21 protein-coding genes and 1 pseudogene are annotated in these 24,103 nt (G+C 36.3%); 19 read left to right on the plus strand and 3 right to left on the minus strand.

Annotated features, from left to right (window positions below):
- The first annotated feature begins 14 nt into the window (after window positions 1–14).
- The 11 genes from nrfD to murB all read left to right on the plus strand — a co-directional run bounded on the left by nrfD (window position 15) and on the right by murB (window position 11,614).
- On the plus strand, window positions 15–1,412 hold the full coding sequence (gene nrfD / locus BLS89_RS08165; RefSeq protein WP_092737360.1) for an NrfD/PsrC family molybdoenzyme membrane anchor subunit: 1,398 nt from the start codon (window positions 15–17) through the stop codon (window positions 1,410–1,412).
- On the plus strand, window positions 1,399–1,920 hold the full coding sequence (locus BLS89_RS08170; RefSeq protein WP_092737361.1) for a DUF3341 domain-containing protein: 522 nt from the start codon (window positions 1,399–1,401) through the stop codon (window positions 1,918–1,920). The genes nrfD and BLS89_RS08170 overlap by 14 nt, the downstream gene beginning before the upstream one ends.
- 1 nt (window position 1,921) lies before the next feature.
- Window positions 1,922–2,641, plus strand: coding sequence for a c-type cytochrome (locus BLS89_RS08175; RefSeq protein WP_092737402.1), 720 nt, complete (start codon window positions 1,922–1,924; stop codon window positions 2,639–2,641).
- Window positions 2,642–2,652: 11 nt separating this feature from the next.
- Window positions 2,653–3,984, plus strand: a complete 1,332-nt coding sequence (locus BLS89_RS08180) for a quinol:cytochrome C oxidoreductase (protein WP_092737363.1) — start codon at window positions 2,653–2,655, stop codon at window positions 3,982–3,984.
- Window positions 3,985–4,068: 84 nt separating this feature from the next.
- On the plus strand, window positions 4,069–5,235 hold the full coding sequence (locus BLS89_RS08185; protein ID WP_092737365.1) for a DUF6694 family lipoprotein: 1,167 nt from the start codon (window positions 4,069–4,071) through the stop codon (window positions 5,233–5,235).
- 4 nt (window positions 5,236–5,239) lie between these two features.
- Entirely contained in the window at window positions 5,240–5,776 is a 537-nt protein-coding gene (locus BLS89_RS08190; RefSeq protein WP_092737367.1) for an adenine phosphoribosyltransferase, read from the plus strand.
- 82 nt (window positions 5,777–5,858) lie between these two features.
- A complete protein-coding gene (locus BLS89_RS08195) occupies window positions 5,859–6,584 on the plus strand; it encodes a YfgM family protein (protein WP_092737369.1) in 726 nt (241 codons plus the stop codon).
- A gap of 12 nt (window positions 6,585–6,596) precedes the next feature.
- Entirely contained in the window at window positions 6,597–7,079 is a 483-nt protein-coding gene (ribH, locus tag BLS89_RS08200) for a 6,7-dimethyl-8-ribityllumazine synthase (protein ID WP_092737370.1), read from the plus strand.
- A gap of 10 nt (window positions 7,080–7,089) precedes the next feature.
- Entirely contained in the window at window positions 7,090–9,168 is a 2,079-nt protein-coding gene (locus tag BLS89_RS08205) for an LTA synthase family protein (RefSeq protein ID WP_092737372.1), read from the plus strand.
- A gap of 202 nt (window positions 9,169–9,370) precedes the next feature.
- Window positions 9,371–10,567, plus strand: coding sequence for a pyridoxal phosphate-dependent aminotransferase (locus BLS89_RS08210; protein WP_092737374.1), 1,197 nt, complete (start codon window positions 9,371–9,373; stop codon window positions 10,565–10,567).
- 27 nt (window positions 10,568–10,594) lie between these two features.
- A complete protein-coding gene (gene murB, locus BLS89_RS08215; protein WP_092737376.1) occupies window positions 10,595–11,614 on the plus strand; it encodes a UDP-N-acetylmuramate dehydrogenase in 1,020 nt (339 codons plus the stop codon).
- Between the two features lie 104 nt (window positions 11,615–11,718).
- Here the strand turns inward: murB and BLS89_RS08220 are convergent, their stop codons facing one another.
- Window positions 11,719–12,075 (minus strand): helix-turn-helix domain-containing protein, encoded by a 357-nt coding sequence (locus BLS89_RS08220; protein ID WP_092737378.1) that lies wholly within the window; start codon window positions 12,073–12,075, stop codon window positions 11,719–11,721.
- A gap of 131 nt (window positions 12,076–12,206) precedes the next feature.
- Between BLS89_RS08220 and BLS89_RS08225 the strand changes: the two genes are divergently transcribed.
- Window positions 12,207–12,839, plus strand: a complete 633-nt coding sequence (locus BLS89_RS08225) for a porin family protein (RefSeq protein ID WP_092737380.1) — start codon at window positions 12,207–12,209, stop codon at window positions 12,837–12,839.
- Between the two features lie 89 nt (window positions 12,840–12,928).
- On the plus strand, window positions 12,929–13,297 hold the full coding sequence (locus BLS89_RS08230; protein ID WP_092737382.1) for a hypothetical protein: 369 nt from the start codon (window positions 12,929–12,931) through the stop codon (window positions 13,295–13,297).
- Window positions 13,298–13,368: 71 nt separating this feature from the next.
- Here BLS89_RS08230 and BLS89_RS11350 read toward each other — a convergent pair.
- Window positions 13,369–13,518, minus strand: a pseudogene (locus BLS89_RS11350) (DUF6909 family protein); the annotation flags it as partial.
- Between the two features lie 300 nt (window positions 13,519–13,818).
- Here BLS89_RS11350 and BLS89_RS08235 point away from each other — a divergent pair.
- Window positions 13,819–15,960, plus strand: a complete 2,142-nt coding sequence (locus tag BLS89_RS08235; RefSeq protein WP_092737384.1) for a polyribonucleotide nucleotidyltransferase — start codon at window positions 13,819–13,821, stop codon at window positions 15,958–15,960.
- Window positions 15,961–16,035: 75 nt separating this feature from the next.
- Here the strand turns inward: BLS89_RS08235 and sppA are convergent, their stop codons facing one another.
- Window positions 16,036–17,796, minus strand: coding sequence for a signal peptide peptidase SppA (gene sppA, locus BLS89_RS08240; RefSeq protein WP_092737386.1), 1,761 nt, complete (start codon window positions 17,794–17,796; stop codon window positions 16,036–16,038).
- Between the two features lie 29 nt (window positions 17,797–17,825).
- Here sppA and folK point away from each other — a divergent pair, with 29 nt between their 5' ends.
- From folK to fmt, 5 genes are all read left to right on the plus strand, one after another.
- Window positions 17,826–18,251 (plus strand): 2-amino-4-hydroxy-6-hydroxymethyldihydropteridine diphosphokinase, encoded by a 426-nt coding sequence (folK, locus tag BLS89_RS08245; RefSeq protein ID WP_092737388.1) that lies wholly within the window; start codon window positions 17,826–17,828, stop codon window positions 18,249–18,251.
- Window positions 18,252–18,264: 13 nt separating this feature from the next.
- On the plus strand, window positions 18,265–19,344 hold the full coding sequence (locus BLS89_RS08250) for a flagellar motor protein MotB (RefSeq protein ID WP_092737390.1): 1,080 nt from the start codon (window positions 18,265–18,267) through the stop codon (window positions 19,342–19,344).
- A 65-nt stretch (window positions 19,345–19,409) separates the two neighbouring features.
- Window positions 19,410–20,852 carry an OmpA family protein gene (locus BLS89_RS08255; RefSeq protein WP_092737392.1) on the plus strand — a complete coding sequence of 481 codons (1,443 nt, stop codon included), beginning with the start codon at window positions 19,410–19,412 and terminating at the stop codon, window positions 20,850–20,852.
- Window positions 20,853–20,927: 75 nt separating this feature from the next.
- Window positions 20,928–22,832: a RecQ family ATP-dependent DNA helicase gene (locus tag BLS89_RS08260; RefSeq protein WP_092737394.1), complete on the plus strand. Its 1,905-nt coding sequence runs from the start codon at window positions 20,928–20,930 to the stop codon at window positions 22,830–22,832.
- Window positions 22,829–23,776 (plus strand): methionyl-tRNA formyltransferase, encoded by a 948-nt coding sequence (gene fmt, locus BLS89_RS08265; protein WP_092737396.1) that lies wholly within the window; start codon window positions 22,829–22,831, stop codon window positions 23,774–23,776. Before BLS89_RS08260 ends, fmt begins: the two co-directional genes overlap by 4 nt.
- Window positions 23,777–24,103 lie beyond the last annotated feature (327 nt).

Below are 24,103 nucleotides of genomic sequence, written 5' to 3' on the forward strand. Positions count from 1 at the left end.
TAAATAGGTAAAAAATGTCAGGACATTACGAAGCTCCGATTAGGGAACCTTTAATTATTGGTCACAAGACTTATCACGATATCACTGAAGATATTGTAAGACCTATCGAAGAAAGGGCAGGTAAATTATGGTGGGCATCGCTTTATGCAGCCTTAGTATTATTCGTCTATGGTTTTGGATGTATTGCTTATACCATTGGGACGGGAATTGGTGCCTGGGGGCTCAATAGGACTATCAACTGGGGTTGGGATATTACCAATTTCGTATGGTGGGTAGGTATTGGTCACGCAGGAACGCTTATCTCGGCGGTACTCCTTTTATTTAGACAAAGATGGAGAATGTCTGTAAACCGTTCTGCGGAAGCGATGACTATATTTGCGGTAGTGCAGGCGGCCATATTCCCTGTGATTCACATGGGTAGAGTTTGGGTAGGATATTGGGTGTTTCCTATACCTAACCAGTTTGCTTCTCTTTGGCCTAACTTCAACTCTCCGTTATTATGGGATGTATTCGCTATTTCTACCTATTTCTCGGTGTCAGTAGTATTCTGGTTTATCGGACTTATTCCTGACTTCGCAATGATTAGAGATAGAGCAAAAACACCTTTTACTAAAAAGATATACACCATCTTGGCATTCGGATGGGGAGGAAAAGCAAAACACTGGCAAAGGTTTGAGGAGGTTTCGTTGGTATTGGCTGGTTTGGCTACACCATTGGTATTCTCTGTACACACCACTGTATCATTTGACTTCTCTACTTCGGTTATCAAAGGATGGCACTCTACCATCTATCCTCCATACTTCGTAGCAGGTGCGGTATTCTCAGGATTTGCAATGGTTCAGACACTGCTTTTGGTAGCAAGAAAGGTTTGTCATTTAGAACAATATATTACAATGTACCATATTGAAATTATGAATATTGTAATTATCATTACGGGAGGTATGGTAACGGTGGCTTACGCAGTGGAGTATTTTATCGGGTGGTATTCTGGTTCTAGGTTTGAAGACTTTACTTATCTTTCTCCAGGTGCAGCTACAGGACCCTATTGGTGGGCTTTCTGGGCATTGATTATTTGCAACCTTGTAGTGCCTGCATCATTCTGGTTCAAAAAGCTAAGAACAAATATAATTTGGACTTTCATAGTTGCTTTGATTATTAATATTGGAATGTGGTTTGAACGTTTTGATATTATAGTAATCAACTTGTCAAGAGATTACTTGCCAAGTTCTTGGACGATGTTTAAGCCTACTATTATGGATGTCGGAGTGTATTTAGGGACAATAGGATTCTTTTCGGTATTATTCCTCTTGTACGCTAGAACATTCCCTGTAATAGCGCAAGCAGAGTTAAAGAGTATTTTGAAAATATCAGGTGAAACTTATAAAGCAAAAGAAGGAGATGAGCACCACTAAAAGAATATACGGTCTTTATGGCGATGACGATGATTTGATGCACGGCGTGAAGGCGTTCAGAGAAAAAGGAATTGAAATAGCAGAGGTTTATACCCCTTTTCCTGTTCACGGTTTGGATAAAGCTTTAGGGCTTAGAAAAACAAGGATTTCCGATGCCGCATTTATTTACGCTCTTTATGGCGTAACCATAGGTGCGTTGGCTACTTGGTATTTTATGAATCATGACTGGCCACAGAATATTGGTGGTAAACCAGCATTTGATTGGGCACATAATATGCCGGCTTTTGTAGTGCCAATGTTTGAATTGATGGTATTCTGTTCAGCACATTTAATGTCTCTAACATTTCTTTATAGGAACAAAATGTATCCTGGTGCTAAACCACAAAATCCGGACCCAAGAACTACTGATGACAAATTTTTAATGGAATTTGTTTCTTCAGATATAGAGACTATTAAACAGCTCCTTATAGATACAGGAGTAGAAGAAATAACTGTAAAAGATGCTTAAAATGAAAATAAAAAGTAATATTGTCAAATTAACAGGTATCTTTGGTTTAACAGCAATTGTTTTGAATTCTTGCGGACCAAAAGAAAATCCGCCTTCAGTATATTTTCCTGATATGTATTTTCCGGTTGCTTACGATCCTTTGCAACAAGCGGATGATCCTTATTCTGATCACGAGAATACAATTCCGATATTTGTTAAAAACGATGGAGCTACGGCACTTACACCAGTGGTGGGAACAGTTCCCAGAACAGTATCAGGTTTGGTAGAAGCCAATTCACCTTTGTCTATTTCTGTAGATGAATATAATGCAGGGTATGAAGCCTCCAAAAGTGTAACGGTGTCTCCTCTTGACCCTAAAAACAGAGAAAAAGATTTAGAAAGAGGAAAGCATCTATTTGAGATTACTTGTGCGGCATGCCATGGTTTAGACGGAGATGGACAAGGTCCGATAGTGAAAAGCGGTGCTTTTTCCGGAGTACCAAATTATAAAGATAGAGAATTTTCCTTGGGAACAGTACATTATGTTATCGTAAATGGTCGTAATATGATGGGATCCTATGCAGGGCAGTTGCTTCCGGCAGATCGTTGGAGGATTGCTATGTATGTAATGTCTGCTTTTAAAGGAGATAATGGTACAGAAAAAATAACTAGCGAAACAGCTGTACCAGTTGATAATTCTACAGTATCAGATAATAAAACAGAAGATAATACTAAAAAATAAAAAGAGTAAAAATGTATACTTTTTCACCAAAATTAAGAACTTACTCAATCGTATTTATCGTTTTGGGATTGGTGCTTTTTGGCATCGGATATTTCCTAAATCGGGGGGTAGATCAAGAGCATATAGCACATATGATGACGACAGTTCACGCACATGGGCATAATAATCCATCTAATTCCAGTGAACTTGTAGGTCCTCAGGACCATTCGGCACATTTGGAGCATGCTACTATGCAGTTTCAGAATCAGCCTTTGGCTGCTATTCATTTCATAGCTGTATTTTTATTTGGATTAAGTTGCTGTGTAATGTTCTTTTATTGTATTCAGCATGCTTCGCACGCAGGATGGTCTATTATCATTACGAGAATAATGGAAGCCATAGGCACTTATATACCTTTTGGCGGAGCTATTCTTCTTGTCACTACTATTTTGAATGTAACACATCACGGCCACTTGTTTCATTGGATGGATCCGGAACTTACAGATCCTAAATCGCAGCATTTTGATGTTCTGCTTTTTGAGAAAAAACTTTACTTAAATATTCCTTTTTATGTTATTAGAACGATAATATTTGTAGTAGGTGCTTCTCTTCTTGCTTGGAAGCTCAGAGTAACTTCTAAAAAAGTGGATAGAACAAAATCAAAAGATGACTATCAGATGCTTTACAGATGGAGTGTAGGCTATATCGCATTTTTCGGATTTGCATCAGCATCATGGGCGTGGGATTGGCTTATGTCTATTGATCCTCACTGGTACTCTACTATGTATATTTGGTATTCTATGGTGAGCTGTTTATCTAGTGGTATAGCTGTGATAGTATTGATTTCTGTTTATATGAAAAAAATAGGAGTGTTGCCTCAGTTCAATGATAACCACTTACACGATTTAGGAGTATTCCTATTCGCTACAAGTATGCTTTGGACCTATACATGGTTTGCTCAATTTATGCTTTATTGGTATGCAGACATCCCTGAAGAGGTGAATTATTTCCTTGGAAGATTTGATTACTATTCACCGGTATTTTTGCCAATGTTGATACTTAACTTCTTGATTCCTCTATTGGTATTAGTAAGTAGTAATATTAAGAGAAACTATAAAGTGGTAACCACTGTGGCAGTTATTGTTATCATTGGACACATTATGGATTACTTTGTAATGGTATACCCTGGTACTGTAGGACCATATTGGAAAACGCCATCTAATTTCTTATTAGTTTTCGGTTCTATTTTGTTTGTGATGGGGTTATTTATCTTCGTGGTAATGACCAATTTATCCAAAATGCAACTTATTCCAAAAGGGAATCCATTTTTACACGAATCTGAAATTTACGAATATCCATTCTAAGTTTTTAAGATGTGAATTAACAATATTTATTAAATTCCGATTTTTTGTCGGGATTTTTTTATTTTTGCACTAAAGATTATAACAATGAAAGCAATTAAGTTTTTACCATTATTATTGTTGCTTACATTATTAGGCTGTAAAAAAGACAAAGTGGACGGCTCTGATATCAAGCACTTTCAGTCCAGTATCAATGATATGACGACTTCTCTTCCGACGATAAAACAAATTAAATTCAATGAAGCTCTTTATTTGTTGAAGTCTTTTGGAGTTTCAGGAAAAAATGATATTGAAAAGTTGAATAATCTTGCTAAAAAAATCAATGGTAAGAATGTAAATGAAATTTTCCAATTGGCAGATGAAGTTGCAAAGCAAAATAATATAGATTGGGATAGTACAGAACCACCATCATTAGGGCAAATGAATATTTTTAAAAGCCAAGAACCTACCGAAATAGATCCAAATGATGTACCGGCCTATGCACTCAGTGTTAAGCTAAAGCCTATAGATGCGGATAGTTTATCGGGGTCGAAGGCTGTTCTTGTCGTTCCAAGATTGGTAGATGATAAAGGAAATGATGTTAATTTTTCGAATGCGGCATTAGAAGCTTCTATGGATGTATATAGCGGAGGATCGATTATTTACACTGCGAAAAGTTTAATGAAAGACAATCATTTTCAAGGTATTAGGTTGAGATTCTCGTCTTTGGTATCAGACAGAATAGTGGACAATCAGATGGATATAAAGGTAAGCGTGAAAACGGCTCAAAATATTTTCACTAAGGAAATTTCAGGAGTAAAGATAAATCCCAATGCTCTAAAACAAAATACAGATAGCGAAGAGGCTGAAGAGCCAGTGTCATTGGATACCGTTAGGGCGAACGATGCTAAACAAAGTCAGGATTTAGAACTAACGCATAATGTGGGCGATCCGAAAGCGACGATTCAAAAATTCTTAAAATATCTGGATACACAAAATCTAAAAGCAGCGTACAGTCTGTCTGACAATCCGGCTTGGGGAGATTATGGCTATTTTTCAAATTCAGCATCAGGATTTGGTGCGGTTAAAAGCATTAAAGTGAAAAATATTAGCACTAAAAATATTGATGGTAATTCTGCTACGGTAAATGCAGTGTACAATGTAACTGATAAAAACGATAATAGTATTGTGGTAAGCGTTAATTATGGTCTGAATACCACTGATAATGGTTGGAAAATAGTTAGCTACGATATTATTTCATCTCAAAAACAATAAAAAAATGGCATCAAAAGAACTTGTAGAAAAGCTACACAGCACAATACAGAATATTCCGGATTTTCCAAAACCGGGAATACAATTCAAAGATATCAGTCCTATATTTCTTTATCCCTCTCTTTATGAGGAAGTGATAGAGGATTTGGCGGCTTTCAGTAAAGGGAAAGTAGATGCAGTCTGCGGTATAGAGAGCAGGGGATTTCTTTTTGGGATTGCGATTGCATTGAAACTCGATGTTCCTTTTATGTTGATTAGAAAGAAAGGAAAACTACCGCCACCATTCGTTTCCGAAAAATACGATTTGGAGTATGGCTCGGCGGAAATTGAAATGAGGGAAGGGCAAATCAAAAAAGGAGATAGAGTGCTTATCCACGACGACTTACTGGCGACAGGAGGAACTACCGAGGCCGCTGCAAAATTAGTAGAAAAACAAGGGGCTAAGGTGGCACAGTTTAGTTTTCTCATTGGGCTAAAGGAACTTTATGGAGAGAAAAAATTGGAGCATTTCGGTGCCGAGATATACAAAATTATAGAATATTAAAGATTAGTAGTACTAAGAATAAAATTAAGTTTGTATATAAACGAATAAAAAACTAAATTTGCGGACTAATAAATTTTTGAAAATGTCTAATAAATATAACGATAGTACGCATCTTACCAAGAAACAAATAAAAGAAGGAAAGGAGACCGTAGAAGTATTCCACGACTTAGATGAGTCTGCACTAAAATCCGAAAAATTTATCGAAAAATATGCTAAGCAGTTGACTGCCGTATTTTTGATTTTAGTTTTGGCTGTTTTGGGATATTTTGCGTATCAACAGTTTGTAATGGTTCCTCGTAATGATAAAGCGACTCTGGGGTATCTTGCCGCTCAGAAAAACTTAGCTTTAGGCGATGATGCGAAAGCATTAGGCGGAAAATCTGCCGCTAATCCGGGGTTCATTGGAACTTATCAAGAATACAAAGGTACGGCTGCCGGTAAATTATCGGCTTACAGTGCTGGAATTATTAAATTTAATGAGGGGAAGTATCAGCAGGCCTATGATTTGTTGGATGCTTTTAGCTCGGACAATAAGATTTTAATGGCTCTTAAATATGGAGCAATGGGAGATTGTATGGCAAATCTTAATAAAGGAGACGATGCTATGAAGCTCTATGATAAAGCGACTTCCGTATCTGATGATCCTTTTACGATGTATTATTTTACTAGAAAAGCAGGGCTGATGGCAATTGCTCTGAAAAAAAACAGTGATGCTAAAAAGTATTTTGAAAAAATAGAAGACGAATATCAAGATTTTGATGCAGGAGCTTCAGACGCTTATATAGAAATGGTGAAATACTTTAAATAATAAAAATAGATTATGGCAACAGTTAATCTTTCAGATTATAAGCCGCTCAATATTTCCAATGCCGATGAATTTCACATCGGTATTGTTGTTTCTGAGTGGAATGATTTTGTAACTTTCAACCTCCGCGACGGGGCAGTAGAAACTTTGAAAAAAGAGGGCGTGAAAGAAGAAAATATCAAGGTACACTATGTGCCTGGAGCTTTTGAGCTTAGCTTTGCGTCTATGCAGCTTTGTAAGAAAGGGAAATATGATGCTGTAATTGCCATAGGCTGTGTCATTCGTGGAGAGACTTCTCATTTTGATTTTGTTTGTCAAGGTGTTACAGAGGGCATTACCCGATGTAATACGGATACAGATACGCCGGCTGTTTTTTGCCTTTTGACGGATGATAAAAAAGAACAGTCCATCGCAAGGAGTGGAGGAGTATTAGGAAATAAGGGTATAGAAGCGGCTGCTACGGCACTTAGAATGGCTGCTCTGAAAAATAAATTATAAAAAAGAGTTTATGTATTTCAATAAAATAAAACCTTACTTTTATCTCGCGGGGGTATATCTTAGTCTATCCGTATTTCTGAGACTTGTGTTTTTCTTTCATCCTATTACGACCACGCATTTTACTTTTTTTGAGGCTGTAGGTATTCTATTGAAAGGGACTTTAGCGGATATTCCTATTTTTATTTTAGCGAGTTTATTTTTGGCACTTTACTTTCTCACTTATTCCAATAGAAAGTTCGAGAAGCCTTGGGGAGGAATTATTTTAGGTATTTTAGTTGTGGCGTTTCTCTATGTATGGCTTGTTCCGAATAATATATTCAAACAGTACGGTGGAGGACTGAACGATGTTGTGATGATATTTGTAGGATTGAAAACCCTTGCGTTTGCACTGATGCTTTTCCTTCCGAAATATCGTTTGAAAATAAGGAATGGCTATTATTTTTTCACTATTTTTCTCTATGTGCTTTTAATCATTTTCAATGGTGTAAGCGAGTATTTCTTTTGGAACGAATTTGGAGTAAGGTATAATTTCATTGCCGTAGATTACCTTATTTATACCAATGAAGTGATTGGAAATATTATGGAAAGTTATCCTGTAATTCCTTTGTTCCTTGGTATTTTTGCGATAGCACTTCTTCTTAGCATTTGGATTTTTAGAAAGACCAAAGATTGTCTGGTGGAGATACCCAATATCTTTCAAAAGATAGTATTGGTAGGTGTTTTCGTAGTAATATGTGGGATAAGTCTTTTGGTAATACCAAAAACTGAAGATTTCAAAGCAGAAGACAACTTTGTGCTGGAGATACAGTCTAATGGGTTTTATAAATTTTATTATGCCTTTACCCATAATGAATTGGACTTTTTCAAATTCTACTCTACACTGCCGGTGAAGGAGGCTGAAGCTCTTTATCTAAAACAATTCAATCCGCCGTCTATTCTAAAACCGGTGCAAGGCAGGGGAGAGGAGGTGCATAAAAATGTCGTTCTTATCTCTGTGGAAAGTCTTTCTGCCGAGTATATGAGGCATTTTGGCAATACGAACGGCATTACCCCGTTTTTGGACAGCTTAGCGGATAAATCTTTATTTTGTACTAATTTTTATGCTACGGGAAACCGTACGGTGAGGGGGCTCGAGGCCCTTACGCTCTGCATTCCGCCTACACCGGGAGAAAGTATTATCAAAAGAGAAGACAACAAAAATAAATTCAGTACCGGAAGCATTTTCAAGGCTAAGGGATACCAAGTGAAATTCCTCTATGGTGGCTACAGCTATTTTGATAATATGAAAGACTTTTTCGAGGGGAATGGCTACGGTATAGTGGATAGGGATAGTTTCCGTCCTGATGAGATTACTTTTGCCAATGTATGGGGTGTTTGTGACGAAGATATGGCAAAAAAGGCCATTCAAGTGATGAACGAAGAATACAAAACCGGCAAGCCATTCTTTAACCATTGGATGACGGTAAGCAACCACCGCCCATTTACTTATCCCAACGGAAAAATAGATATTCCCGGAGATGCCAAATCAAGAGACGGAGGAGTAAAATATACAGACTACGCTCTGAAACAATTTTTTGCAATGGCAGAAAAGGAGCCTTGGTTTAAGAATACCATTTTTGTGATTGTGGCGGACCACTGTGCATCAAGTGCAGGGAAAACGGAACTTCCGATGGATAAGTATAGAATTCCGGCGATTATTTATTCTCAAGATTTCATAGAGCCGCAGCAATTTACAGGGCTGATGTCTCAGATGGATTTGATGCCTACCGTTATGGGCTTGATGAATTTTAGTTATCAATCTAAATTTATGGGTGAGGATGTCTTTGGCAACAACTATAAACCAAGAGCGTATATTGCCACCTATCAAGATTTAGGATTAATAAAGAACGATACGCTCACCATTATTTCACCGGTGAAGCAAGTAAAGCAGTATGCATTGGAATTGAAAGAATCGGATTTGCCGCCACAGTTTAAGCTCTATTACAAAGAGAATCCTGTGAAGACACAAAACAAATCCTTGCTAAATGACTGCATCGCCACCTACGAATCTGTTTCCCAATGGCTGAAAAATCATTTGTTGGATAAATAGAAATTTTTAGCCTAAAGATATTTAGTAAAAACTTATTTGTAAGTTTTTGAAAAATCCGATATTTAAGGTTGTTGTGGAAGCTGTATTTTTGGGATAGAGGGGAATTTGATAGAGATTACAGAATAGATATGGGGCATTGGTGTAATTCCTATTCTGCGCTCTCAAAAAAAAATGTATTTTTGTAGGATTAAAAAAAGTAGAAATGCCAAATATATCTCAGAGAGCATTGAAAATGCCTGCGTCGCCTATTCGAAAATTAGTGCCATATGCATTGGCGGCAAAACAAAAAGGAATAAAAGTGTATCACCTCAATATCGGGCAGCCCGATATAGAAACGCCCAAAGCGGCTTTGGAGGAACTGAAAAATATTCATCTAAAGGTATTGGAATACGCGCTTTCCGAGGGTAATTTGGATTATCGTAAAGCATTAGAAAAATATTATCAGGGGCTTGGTTTTAAGGATATTACGGTAGATAATTTCATCGTTACCAATGGCGGTTCGGAAGCCCTTAATTTTGCATTGTCCACACTTTGCGACGAGGGCGACGAAATCATTGTGCCAGAGCCTTATTATGCGAATTACAACGGCTTTTCCCGCCATATCAAAGTGAATGTGGTGGCGATACCGTCTTCTATAGAAACAGGCTTTGCATTGCCGAGCATAGAGGCTTTTGAGGAAAAAATAACCGATAAAACCAAAGCAATTCTTATCTGTAATCCGGGGAACCCTACAGGGTATCTTTATACCAAAGAAGAACTGAGAAAATTGGCAGATATTGCCCTGAAACACGATATTGTAATTATCTCGGACGAGGTTTACAGAGAATATGTTTATGATGGTGAGAAGCAGTGTTCTATGCTGTCTTTTCCGAAATTGTCAGAGCATTGTATCGTTATAGACTCAGAGTCTAAGCGCTACTCTATGTGCGGTGTGCGTATAGGTTTTATGGTAACCCGTTCAAAACTCATCAAAGATGCAGCGATGAAATTTGCGCAAGCAAGACTTAGCCCTGTACTTATCGGTCAGATTATCGCAGCGAAAGCGCATCAAGATGACGAAGCCTATATCACTTCGGTAAGAGAAGAATATACTAAGCGGAGAAATTTATTGGTAAAATTACTCAATGAAATTCCGGGAGTGCGTTGTCCTATGCCGAAGGGAGCTTTCTATTGTATGGTGGAGCTTCCGGTAGATGATGCGGAAAAATTTGCGCAGTGGCTGTTGGAGTCTTATCATCACAACCAAGAAACGATAATGGTAGCACCGGCAGGCGGATTTTATTCTAATCCGGAATTGGGCAAACACCAAGTGCGTATGGCGTATGTGCTGAAAGAAGAGGATTTAAGAAGAAGCGTGGAAATCTTGAAAAATGCATTGGCAGAATATCAGAATAAATAATATACGCAAATACAACCTAAATTTCAAATGGAACTAATTTCTAATTATAATCTAAGCGCTCGCAATACTTTCGGAGTAGATGTTGTAGCGAGGTATTTTGCAGAAGTATCTTCCGTGGAGGAACTGAAACAAGTGCTCAATGCCCCCGAAGCAGCAGGTTTGCCGGTTTTGTTTTTGGGGGGAGGGAGCAACATTCTTTTCACACAAGACTTTGAGGGATTGGTCATCTCGCTTAATCTAAAAGGAATTACAGAAAATAGTATTGATGAAGATACTGTTTTGGTTACGGCTCAGGCAGGGGAGAATTGGCATCAGTTTGTATTGTATAATTTGGAGAAAAATTATGGCGGATTAGAGAACCTTTCACTTATCCCCGGGAATGTAGGCACTTCGCCGGTACAAAATATCGGAGCTTATGGCGTGGAGATTAAGGATCATTTTGAGTCTTGCGAAGCACTCAATCTTAAAACCCATCAGATAGAAACCTTTAATAGAGAGCAATGTGCATTTGGCTATCGAGACTCTTTTTTTAAGCGGGAGGGCAAAGGCAAATATGTTATTTTATCCGTTACATTTAGGCTGAGCAAAAGGCATCACGATATAAAAACCGATTATGGAGCCATAAAGAAAGAATTGACGAAGAAAGGAATTACGGAGCCCACTATTCAGGAGGTATCTCAGGCGGTAGTGTCTATAAGGCAATCCAAATTGCCCTATCCGAAAATCACGGGTAATGCCGGAAGTTTTTTCAAAAATCCCGTTATAGATAAGGCTCATTTTCAAGAACTAAATGCACGCTATCCCAATATGCCGGGCTACGAAACCGCTTCCGGAGTAAAGGTGCCTGCCGGTTGGCTTATTGAGACCGCAGGCTGGAAGGGTAAGCAGATAGGAAATGTAGCCACCCATCAGAAGCAGGCATTGGTGATTATCAATGCTACGGGTAAAGCCACCGGTAAAGAAATCTACGATTTTTCGGAAGAGCTTATCCGAAGTATAGAAAAGCAGTTCCGCATTACTCTGGAGCGGGAGGTGAATGTGTTGTGATTTTTTTAACTTTCTTATACTATTGGTTTAGCTTTAAAGAATATGAGTTAGAGGTAATTTAAAAAATAAATAATATTTATTATTAGCAAAATACAATGTATGTATTACTTTATCATACGATCAAGAACTGATTTTAGATACTTGTTCTCTTCTTCTAATTTTTTTATACGAAGTTCGTATTGTTCTATAAGTTTTTCAGGTATTTGATTGACGACATAGCCGTTATTGTTGTTTCCCCCGCTTATGCTATAGTTAAAAGAAGGTTTATTATCGGTTAAAAAATCAAGAATACTTACTTCCAAAGTAGTAGATATTTTTTCTATCTGAGAAAAGTTGGGAGATGTTTTATCGTTTTCAAAATTGGAATAAGTTTTTTGAGATATTTCTAAAACTTCAGCCATGTATTCTTGAGAATAGTTTTTGTTTATTCTTGCTTGTCTAAGTTTTTCACCGAGTGTCATAATCTTTATTTTCGTCAAAATTAAAAATAAAAATTGATTTTAGTAATATTTTTCTTGAGTTAGTAATCGGATATAATGAAAATGGAGGTACCATATGTAATTTTGCCTTATAAAAAATAAAATATTATACAATGAAAAAAATCTTAACAAGCGCAATGGTGGTAATGGCTACCACTTTTGGTTTCTCTCAAAATGTTCGATTTGGTATCAAAGCTGGAGTTAACTTTTCGACTGCACGATTTCATGGAGATGTTACAGAAGGAATAAGTGGTAGAACTGGATTTTATGCGGGAGCTTTAGCTGAGTTTCCTCTATCTGCAGCATCTGATAATCTATTTGGTCAAATAGAACTCAACTATGTACAAAATGGTGCTAAGCAAAGTTTAAGTAGTTATGAAAGAATTCCTAATACTTATCAAACTATTAGGACGATAGAAAATGGAGAGGTTAGAATACACCAACTTAATGTTCCTATTCTGCTTAAATATCAAATTGTTGAAGGTTTAATGTTTAACGGTGGTGGTTATTTGGGCTTTATCTTGGATGTAGAAAGTCGAATTAATAGAGGCTCTTGGGAAAAAATGGATTCTAAAGTTAAGCCTGATGTAGGTTTATTGGTTGGTGCAGAATATAATTTACGGCAAGGTATTTTTATTGATGCAAGATATAATTTAGGACTAACTAATATAGTAGATAATGATGATATTGATGATGTTACTGTGAAAAACCGTGCTTTTCAAATAGGGGTAGGATATAAATTTTAATCAGATAGAAATTGCTTATCTACTTAAAAAGAGTTATTTTATTTCTTATTTTAATTAATGGGTTATCTTGTTCATCTACATCACAATATGTGGCTTTCAAAGAAAAAGATGATACTATTCAGGAGGGGAACGCTACAATCTGTGTGGTAAGACCTAATGTGATTTGGGCAGCGGCAATAAAATCTAAAATCTATCAAGATGATAAATTGGTAGGGCGCTTAGGGCATGGCAGTTATCTCTGTTGGGAAACAGAGGCTAAACCACTAAGTATTGTAGCAACTACAGAAAATAAAGATGTACTGAACTTAGATTTAGTTCCTCAACAGAAGTATTTTATAAGGTTAGATTATAATTTAGGATTTGTGGTGGGAAGAGCAAGGTTGGTACAAATAGACGAGCAAGAGTTTGACAAATATTTGCCAAGACTTCACCTTCCAAAAATACAAGCCCCCAAATAATATTGGTAATATTTTTAATAGAAAAGAGCTACCCAAAAAGTAGCTCTTCTATTTTTGATAATGTTTTTATTTTAATGCTTTTCCTCATTATAATTAAAAATTTTCTCTAAAATTCTTTGGGTAATGGGGTAAGTAGGTTTTACCACTGTAAGCTCTAGTCCTCCGGAGGATAGAGTACCCCCTGTTTCAAGAGGGTTGTCCGATGCGTAGTATGTAGCACAGCAATGCTATGGTCGCTATCCTATACTTAAAAAAAAGGTCTAAATAATGATAAACCCAATCTGGGTATGATGTATAGAGAACGCTACCCTATGTTTTTCTCAAAAAAAGATTGTCAGAGTTTTTTTTATTCTATACCTTATGTATTCTAACAAAATAATTTGTAGAGGGGACTCTGTTTTCTATCGAAAAAAACACTACCTTTGTGCCGATATTTAAAAGAGTATTAATCATTATCTGCCTAAAGAAGTTACGCAGACGCGCCATAGCACTAAGGCTTTGGCTAAAAAACATTTAATTTTATGAATGCACCACAAGCAATCACCGAAAAAATTCTGCTGAAAGACGGCAGAGAGATTACCATTGAAACAGGAAGGTTAGCCAAACAAGCTGACGGCGCTGTAGTTGTAAAAATGGGAGGAACAATGCTTCTCGCCACTGTAGTTGCGGCTAAGGAAGCAAATCCTGGAGTAGATTTTTTACCACTTACTGTGGATTATAGAGAAAAGTTCGGTTCCGCAGGTAAGGTTCCGGGCAATTTTTTTAGAAGAGAAGCAAAACCATCTGATGACGAAGTTCTTACAATGAGATTGGTGGATCGTGTAATGCGTCCGCTTTTCCCTGAAGATTTCCACGCAGAGGTTCAGGTGATGATATCCCTTATTTCCTATGATGGCAAGGTAATGCCGGATTCGTTGGCGGGACTTGCGGCATCGGCTGCGGTTAGCATCACGGATATTCCGTTTAACGGACCTTTTTCGGAGGTAAGAGTAATAAAAAAAGACGGCGTACTAAGCATTAACCCAAGCTGGGAAACACTACAAGAGGGCGTAGAGCTCGATATTATGGTTGGGGCTTCCAAAGACTCTGTGGTAATGGTAGAAGGAGAAATGGATGAGATTTCCGAACAAGAAATGCTGGAAGCCATCGCTTTTGCACACGAAGAGATAAAAGCTCAAGTAGAGGCACAAGAACGGCTTGCCCAGAAAACAGGAAAAGCATTCCCTAAAAGAGAATACTGCCACGAAACCCACGATGAGGAACTTAGAAAAGAAATTTGGGAATATGGTTATCAGAAATACTTTGATATTGCAAAAACCCCGAGTGCTAAGGAAGAGAGGGCAGAGAAGTTTGCAGCTGTAGTAGATGAATTTTTGTCTAGATATACCGAAGAGGAATTAGAGGAAAAAGAAACATTGGCAAAAATCTACTTCCACGATGTGCAAAAAGAAGCAGTAAGACAGCTTATCCTTAATGAAAATATCCGTCTTGACGGTAGAAATAATGAACAAATTCGTCCGATATGGAGCGAGGTAGATTACTTACCGGCAGCACACGGCTCGGCTATATTTACAAGAGGAGAAACACAGTCTCTTACTACGGTAACACTTGGTTCCTTAATGGATGCCAATAGGATAGATAGCGTAATTACGCAGCATGATGAGAGATTCTTTTTGCATTACAACTTCCCACCGTTTTCTACCGGAGAGGCTCGTCCGCTTAGAGGGACTTCTCGTAGAGAGATAGGACACGGGAACTTGGCACAGAGGGCTTTGAAAGTGATGATTCCGGAGGAAAATCCTTACACTATTCGTGTGGTATCAGATATTTTGGAGTCTAATGGTTCATCTTCTATGGCAACGGTGTGTGCAGGTACTTTAGCGTTAATGGATGCCGGTGTTCAGATGAGAAAACCTGTTTCCGGTATTGCAATGGGGCTGATTACAGATAAAAAATCCGGGAAATGGACAGTTCTTTCCGATATTTTAGGAGATGAAGACCACCTTGGCGATATGGATTTCAAAGTAACGGGTACCGAAGATGGTATCACGGCTTGTCAAATGGATATCAAAATCCAAGGGCTTACTATGGATATTATGGAGAAAGCACTAATGCAGGCAAGGAAAGGAAGACTTCATATCCTTGGAGAGATGCTTAAAACATTAGATGCACCAAGGGCAGATGTGAAACCTCACGCACCGAAAATGGTAATGATGGAGATTCCTAAAGATTTCATAGGGGCGGTAATAGGACCTGGTGGTAAAGTGATACAGCAGATGCAGAAGGATACGGATACCGTTATCACTATCGAAGAGAAAGGAGAAATAGGATATATAGAAATTTCCGGAACCGATAGAGAGAAAATCAATGCCGCTATAGCTCAGATTAACGAGATTACTTTTATCCCGATTGTAGGAGAAGTCTATAAAGGGAAAGTAGTGAAAGTAGTGGACTTTGGCGCTTTTGTACAATTGGCAAAAGGAACAGAGGGATTACTTCATATCTCGGAGATAGACTGGAAAAGAACGGATACTGTACCATACAAAGAAGGAGACGAAGTAGAAGTGAAGTTTATGGGCTATGATAATCGCAAGAAAATGAAACTTTCCAGAAAAGTACTCTTGCCAAAACCACCAAGACAAGAGAAACCACAGCAAGATTAAAAAGAATAATTTGTAAAAAAAGAAGCCGTATCAATTTTGATACGGCTTCTTTTTGAAATATACTTTAATAAGGAATTAGAAATTAACTTTGATATTAGATTTCATAAAAATGTGTTGATTGTTATTATTGAAATCTAAGAAAGTTTTGTAGAGTTGATATTTATCCCCGAGTTTCAGTTTCATAAGGTAAGAATCTAAACCGCTATCTTCAGTATCATTGAAAAATTCTTTAAAGGGACTTGATTTTTCAGGATAAGAGGTTACGCTATAATTTTTTAGATGAGCTTGTTTTGCAGCATATTTTATGGCATCATTTAGAGAACCTAAATCATCTACAAGACCTATTTCTTTAGCTCTTTTTCCGGACCATACCCTACCGCCTGCTACAGCATCTATTTGCTCGAATGTTTTATGTCTGTTTTGGGTTACGAAATAAACGAACCTTTTGTAAGTTTTTTCTACACTCTTTTGTACAATGGCGAGGGTGCTGTTGGGTATTCCTGCTATAAGAGAGCCTGTCTGGGCATTTGCATTTGTCTCTACGACATCAGAGCGTATGCCGTTCCTATTGGCTAATTCTTTTGCATCGAATATTGTTCCGAAAACCCCTATGGAACCAGTAACACAATTGGGCTCTGCAAAAATCTTTTGTCCTGCCATTGAGATATAATATCCTCCCGAAGCTGCGTAATCTCCAAAAGATATAATAAGAGGTTTTTTAAGTTTTAATTGTTGTAGTTCAAAAAGAATTTCATCGGCGGCATTTGCATCTCCTCCGGGTGAATTTACTCTAAGTACTACGGCTTTTACATCGTCGTTGTTTTTTAAGTCTTGGATATATTTAATGTACCTTTTGCTCGAAATGCCATTAAGTTCATCACCGTTTTTTATTTCTCCGGAGGCGTAGAGTACAGCGACTTCATCATCGGCATTGTCTTTGTCGATAGAATCGATATAATCTGAAATAGACACTTTGTTGAGGTCGTCATCATTTGAAATTTTAAGTTTATTTTTAATGAAATCGTTATATTGAGATTTTTGTAATAGTTGGTCCGCTAGTTTATATTCTATGCAGTTGTCCGGAATCATTCCGTATAAACTGTCTGTTGCTTTTTGAAAACTTAAGCTGTCTATACCTCTCGCAGTCGCCATTTTTTTTGAAGCATTTCCCCATATGTCGTTTAATAGGGTGGAAAGCTGTTCCTTGTTTTCGTCTGAGATATTGTTTCTCAAGAAAGGTTCTACTGCAGCTTTGAATTTTCCGTGACGGATCACATGTATTCCAATGCCATATTTATCTGCAAAATCTTTCATAAAGACCACTTCTGAAGCCATTCCTTTAAGGTCAATGCTTCCAGCGGGATTTAAGAAATATTTGTCTGCCACACTTCCTAACAAATAGGCGTTTTGAGAAACGATGTTGCCGTATGCGTAAACAAACTTTCCGCTTTTTTTGAAGTCTAAAATTGCATTTCTGAGGTCATCTATCTGGGTAATGCCGGCAGAGATGTTGTCTGTTTCAATACTTAGACCTTTGATATTGTTATCATTTTTAGCTTCGTTAATGGCATTTATTACATCTTGGATATTTACTGCTTGTTTATTGTTTTTCAATGATGAAAGATCAAAAAAGTTTTCATTATCTTCATTTGGGTTTTCTATAATGGAAATTTTAGACCCAATGGTGAGGATAGAATTTTTCTTTATATTTGTATCATTCTTATCGGAAGAAAATCCAATGATAGAAATAGTAGCAAAAAATAAAATAAAGAATAGAAATGTCGTGATAAATATACCCACGATGGTTGCTAAAACAAATTTGAAAAAGCTTCGCATAATATAAATTTTGAATAGTTACATACAATATGTCTAAGAGGAATGCCGTTTTGTTACTTGGAAGTAACATTGGAGATAGAAAGAAAAATATAGAAATAGCTATTTCTTTGATAGAAAAAAAAATAGGAAAAATTGAAAAAAAAACATTTTTTTTAAAAACAAAGCCCGTGGAATTTGTCAGTAATAATTATTTTTGTAATATTGCGGTTTCAATTAAAACGGTATTGTCTCCTCATGGGTTGCTAGAAAAGATTAAGGATATAGAGAAAATGATGGGACGGACGAAAGATTCCATTTTCTGGGGAGAGTATCAGGATCGAATTATTGATATAGATATAGTTAATCTGGGGGATTTGGTCTTTAAGAGCAATAGGCTAGAGCTTCCCCATTCTAAACATACTTATGAAAGATCTTTTTCGAAAGAGCTTTTAGAAGATTTGAAAAGTAAAATTTAAAAAATAATAATATATGAAATTGAGTTTATTGGCGTTATTTGCATTACCTATTGCAATATATTCCCAAGATAATCTAAAAGTAAATTCTAACCATGAATATCCTAATACATTTAGTTCGGAATCTAGTGATATTCATAAGTTTGATAACAAAAGTAGAGTATTTAATGACTGGAGTATTTCTGTGGGAGGAGGTACTGCACTTATGCAATCAGCCGACCTTACATCTTTTTATGGTAATAAAGTAAATTGGGGGTGGAATGCTTATGTAAGTTTAGATAAGCAAATTACTCATTCATTTGGGGTAAGTTTGCAGTATCAGCAAGGTCAAACGAACCAGAAAGGGATGTATAAACCTAGCTGGGGAGTAGGTGTTGCTTGGACTAAGTATAAACAAATATCGGTTTTAGGAGATATTAATTTTTCAAATTTATTAAGAAGAGTAGATAATAGATCTCCTTACAGATGGGCGTTACACGGATATGCAGGGATTGGTTTAGAAGGTTATGATGCTTATTTGAAAGACGATTCTAGAAGATGGAATAATCCAGATACTGTAAATCAAAACCTTGATATTGCTTCTTTCTTTTATCAAGGAGGTGTAGGCTTGAAATATAAAATTTCTAAGTTAGTAGATATAGAAGCTAGAGCCATGTATATTATGACAGGAGATGATGAGTTTGATGGAGGAGGCTGGACTACTTCGATGCTTAAGCAAGATTATACAGATTATCCATATAATCAAATAGTGAAAAATTCTTCAGATAACTATTTTACAATTAATTTAGGTCTTACATTCAAACTGGGTAAACACGATCCTCATTTGACATGGTTTGATCCATTGCAAAATATTGGATATAGAGCAATGTTGTTAAGCAAAAAATCTATAGATTTGGATGTTTGTCAAAGTGGAGATAAAGATAATGATAGCGTTTGTGATGATTGGGATAGACAGCTTGATACTCCGGCAGGAGCTAGAGTAGATGGATCTGGAGTAGCTTTAGATATGGATTTGGATGGTGTTATAGATTTATATGATAAATGTGTAACAGTTCCTGGGTTGAAAGAAAATGATGGATGCCCTATAAATAGGTAATAAACGGTAGATTAAGTTTATAATTCTATAAAATTAAAGATTAAAAATAGATAAAATTAAAAATAATGAAATTACAAATTGCAACTTTAGCTTTTGCTTTATCGCTACCTTTAGCGTTAAGTGCACAGGATTCTACAGTATCACATTCAGATAAGTATCCTAATACCTTTTCTTCAGGATCTGCAGACATCCACCCTTTTAATAATGATACTAGAAGATTTAATGATTGGTCTGTTTCTATAGGTGGAGGTGTACCGTTGGTGCAATCCGCAGATTTGACTTCAATTAAAAACGGAAATGGTAAAAATGTATTTGGTTATTCTTCTTACCTAAGTTTAGATAAGGCGATTACGCACGCATTTGGTTTGAAATTACAATACGATAGAGGAGAAACTAGACAAGGTTTTTACAATACAAAAGATCATTCAGGAAGAGGATACGCGGCTAGAACACAATATGATGCTATCTCTATTTTAGGAGATGTTAACTTCTCAAATTTATTAAGAAGAGTAGATAACAAATCTCCTTATAGATGGGCATTACATGGGTATGCAGGTGTTGGAACCTTGGCGTATCGTGCTTACTTGGCTCACAATGGTGGAGCACAAAAATTGATGACAGAAATTAAGCCATTTACTTTCCGCTCTATGTTTGGACAAGCTGGTACAGGGCTTAAGTATAAAATATCTAATAGATTGGATCTTGAAGGAAGGTTAATGTATGTAGTAACAGGAGACGATGAATTTGATGGTGGAGGCGATCAATATAGTGTAGTAAATGAAAGAGAAGAACAAAATTCAGATGATTTCTTCAATGCTACATTAGGTTTGACATTTAAATTAGGCAAGCACGAAACAAATGTTATGTGGTATGATCCATTGCAAAATATTTACAGTAAATTAGATATTTTAGCAGATAATACTGTTGATGTGAAAGTTTGTAAAAATGGAGATAAAGATGATGATGGCGTTTGCGATGATTGGGACAGACAGTTAGATACTCCTACGGGAGCAAGAGTAGATGGTGCAGGTGTAGCTCTTGATACTGATTTGGATGGAGTAATAGATCTTTATGATCAATGTGTTACAGTACCAGGACCTGTTGAAAACCACGGTTGTCCTGTACAATCTGAAGCTCCGGCATCACCAGTAAAAGAAACTGTTATGAATTTAGAAGGTATAGAATTTGATTTTGATTCTTCTAAGATTTTAACATCTAACAAAACTATTCTTGATAATGCTGTTAATTATATAAATTCATCTACTAGCAATTTTAATGTAATTGGAGCTACAGATGATGCAGGATCTGTACCTTACAACCAAAAACTTTCCGAAAGAAGAGCTAATTCTGTAGTAAACTATTTGGTTAAAAATGGAGTGAAAGCAGATAGACTTCACGCTATAGGTAAAGGTAAAAATGATTTAAAATATCCTGAATGTAGACCTGTTTCTAAGTGTCCTGCATGGAAAAATAGAGCTAACAGAAGGGTTTACTTCGAAGCAAAATAAACCAAGAATTTTTCATCCAATAAAAAGCTACGATATTTCGTAGCTTTTTTATTTTTATTTTTTTTATATTTACAAATGCTTTCAAATCTAGAACAACAATTAGACAAAACCTTAAAAACATTTTGGGGCTATGATGCTTTTAGAAATTCTCAAAAAGATGTCATAATTAGTATTTTGTCGGGAATAGATACTTTGGCACTGATGCCTACTGGCGGTGGAAAATCTCTTTGCTATCAATTGCCGGCTGTTATTTTAGAAGGAACAGCATTGGTGATTACACCACTATTGGCATTGATGAAAGACCAAGTTTTTCAGCTTAATAGTAGAGGGATACCGGCGGCTTTTATTAGTGCTGAAAATGATGATATAGAAAGGGAAGAAATATTTTCGAGATGCAAAGACGGACTCGTGAAGATACTGTTTGTCTCTCCGGAAAGACTTATGGATGAAGTGTTTTTGAGCAGAATAGAAGAAACAGCATTGTCTTTCATTGCGGTAGATGAGGCTCATTGTATTTCTGAGTGGGGACAAGATTTTCGCCCAAGTTATCAAAACATTTTAGGTTTTAGGAAATTATATCCGGATTTGTCCATCATAGCTCTTACTGCTACAGCGACACCAAAGGTAGTAGAGGATATTAAAGAGCGGTTGGGAATAAAAAAAGCTAATATTTTCAAAGAAAGTTTTCAGCGGAGTAATCTGAAAATATATACCGAAAAAATTTCAGATAAAAGTAAACATATTTATCATTTGCTAAAAAATAATTCGGAATATTCAGGGATTATCTATACGGCTACGAGGAAAGATGCAGAAAATCTTACCGTTTATCTTAAAGAAAGAGGGGTTGATAATGTAGATTACTATCACGCAGGTCTTAGTGTTTTTGATAAGAATGAAAGACAAAAAAGATGGCTGAGTTCACCGAATTTTGTACTTGTATCTACGAATGCTTTTGGAATGGGGATAGATAAAAATAATGTTCGCTTTGTGATTCATTATTCGCCTCCGAGGTCTATAGAAAGCTATTATCAAGAGATAGGAAGAGCGGGAAGAGACGGGGGCTTAGCTTATACTTTTTTACTTTGGAACGAGGTAGAATTAGATAGTTTTGATCAGATGTTACAATACCAGATTCCCAATCGTAATGTTTTCAAAAATGTAGTAACCTGCCTTTATTCAATGTTTCAGGTGGCGGATTTGGAGCAAAGTAATTATACTTTTCAGTTTGATGTTAATAGATTGCAAAGACAATCCAAAACACCTCTCTCTATGATCAAAAATATACTTAATTTTCTTCACAATCAGGAAATTATATATTATAATAATGTTAAAACAAAATCTACATTAAAGCTAAAACTAAGTTATGAAGAAGTGGAAACATTAGCCCTAAAGGATACTTATTTTTTAGAAGAGCTGTTGAGATGTCTTCCGGGATTTTCTCATCGAAAGGTTTATTTTTCTAATGAAATTTTATCTCAAAAATTAGGAACAAATATTTCTGCCCTAAAGGAGCGATTACTGGATTTGCAGAAGAAAGATTATTTGGAGTATATTGACGGATATGGTTCCAGCATAAAATTTTTGACTCCCAGAGATGATAAAAGTATGGCTGGAAAGTGGTGGCGAGTATTTTTTGAAATTCAGAAAAATAAAGTGCAGAAGTGGGAAGATATGAAGTTTTATATTCAAAATGAAGATTATTGCAAAATGAAAATGATTTTGTCTTACTTTGGCGAAAAAACGACTCAAAGCTGTGGAAAATGCTCTTATTGTGAAAGTAGTGGTGTTAAGGGGATCTTTGGAGATGATGATTTTATGGTGATTGTGAATCTGCTAAAAGAAAAACCTTGTACATTAGATGAACTCGCTGTGATGATAAATTATCTCTCTAAGACTAAAATTTTAGATCATTTGAAAATACTTTTAGATGCCAAGAAAATCAAAATGCTTAATTATAAAACTTATACAATAAATTTATGAAACCTTTAAGAGTTATATTTTTTGGAACACCGGAATTTGCAAGGCATATATTAGAAGATATACATAAATCGTCTCACGAAGTAGCGGCAGTCGTTACGGTAGCGGATAAGGCGAGTGGAAGGGGGCAGAAGGTAAATCAATCGCCGGTTAAACAATATGCTGTAGAACATAATTTACCTGTGTTTCAGCCGGAAAAACTTAGAAATCCTGAGTTTCTTGATACCGTTAAAGCCATTGATGCAGATATTTTTGTAGTGGTTGCTTTTAGAATGATGCCAAAAGTTCTTTTTGAAATTCCTAAGTTGGGGACATTCAATCTGCACGCCTCTTTGTTGCCGGATTATAGAGGTGCGGCACCTATTAACTTTGCCATCATCAATGGAGAGACCAAAACAGGCGTTACCACATTTTTTATTAATGAAAAGATAGACGAAGGTAATATTTTGTTACAAAAAGAAATAGAAATCTCGGAAGATGAAAATGCAGGTGAACTTCACGACAAACTAATGCATATAGGGGGAGAGCTGGTAGTGAAAACATTGGACGGCTTGTCCGAAGGGAGTATAGAAGAGAAGCCACAGCCTTATGTAGATCATCCTAAAAATGCATATAAAATATTCAAAGAAGACACACAAATTGATTGGAATAAAGATAGCCAGAGTATTCATAATTTTATAAGGGGAATGTCTCCTTATCCCGCAGCTTATATTATATTTAGAATAGGCGATGAGGAGAAAATCCTCAAGATTTTTAAGGGGAGATGGGAAAGGATTGCACACGACAAGGCTGCCGGAGAATTGGAAATTTCTAAACGCGAAATGAAAATCTATACCAGAGACGGTGTCTATTATCCTCTTGAACTTCAAGTGCAAGGAAAAAAACGAATGCTTTTAGCTGATTTCTTGAATGGTTTTCGGAATTTTGAAAATATTAGTATAAAGTAAATTTTTATCAATAAAATTTAGACGGCTGATTTTTTTTCATTGGCTACTTAAAAGGGGGTATATTGTTGATGAAAATAAGAACATTCGTAGGGTTCTAAAGGAAAAACTTATGAAAATAGTATCGCAAGTTGTCAAGTAGGTAATGATATATTAAAATAAAAATTCAAGATAACTTAAGAAGATTTATAGTTTTGTAAATCACTATTAATCAATGAAAAAAAACAAGTATATATTGCCCATTCAAGAATTTTCGAGGCAAAATTTAGAGAAATTTTAGATCTATTTTGTATTAATATTAAAGCCCTAAATAAGTAATATTTTTGTGAT

The organism is Riemerella columbipharyngis (assembly GCF_900101995.1).
Classification (GTDB): domain Bacteria; phylum Bacteroidota; class Bacteroidia; order Flavobacteriales; family Weeksellaceae; genus Riemerella; species Riemerella columbipharyngis.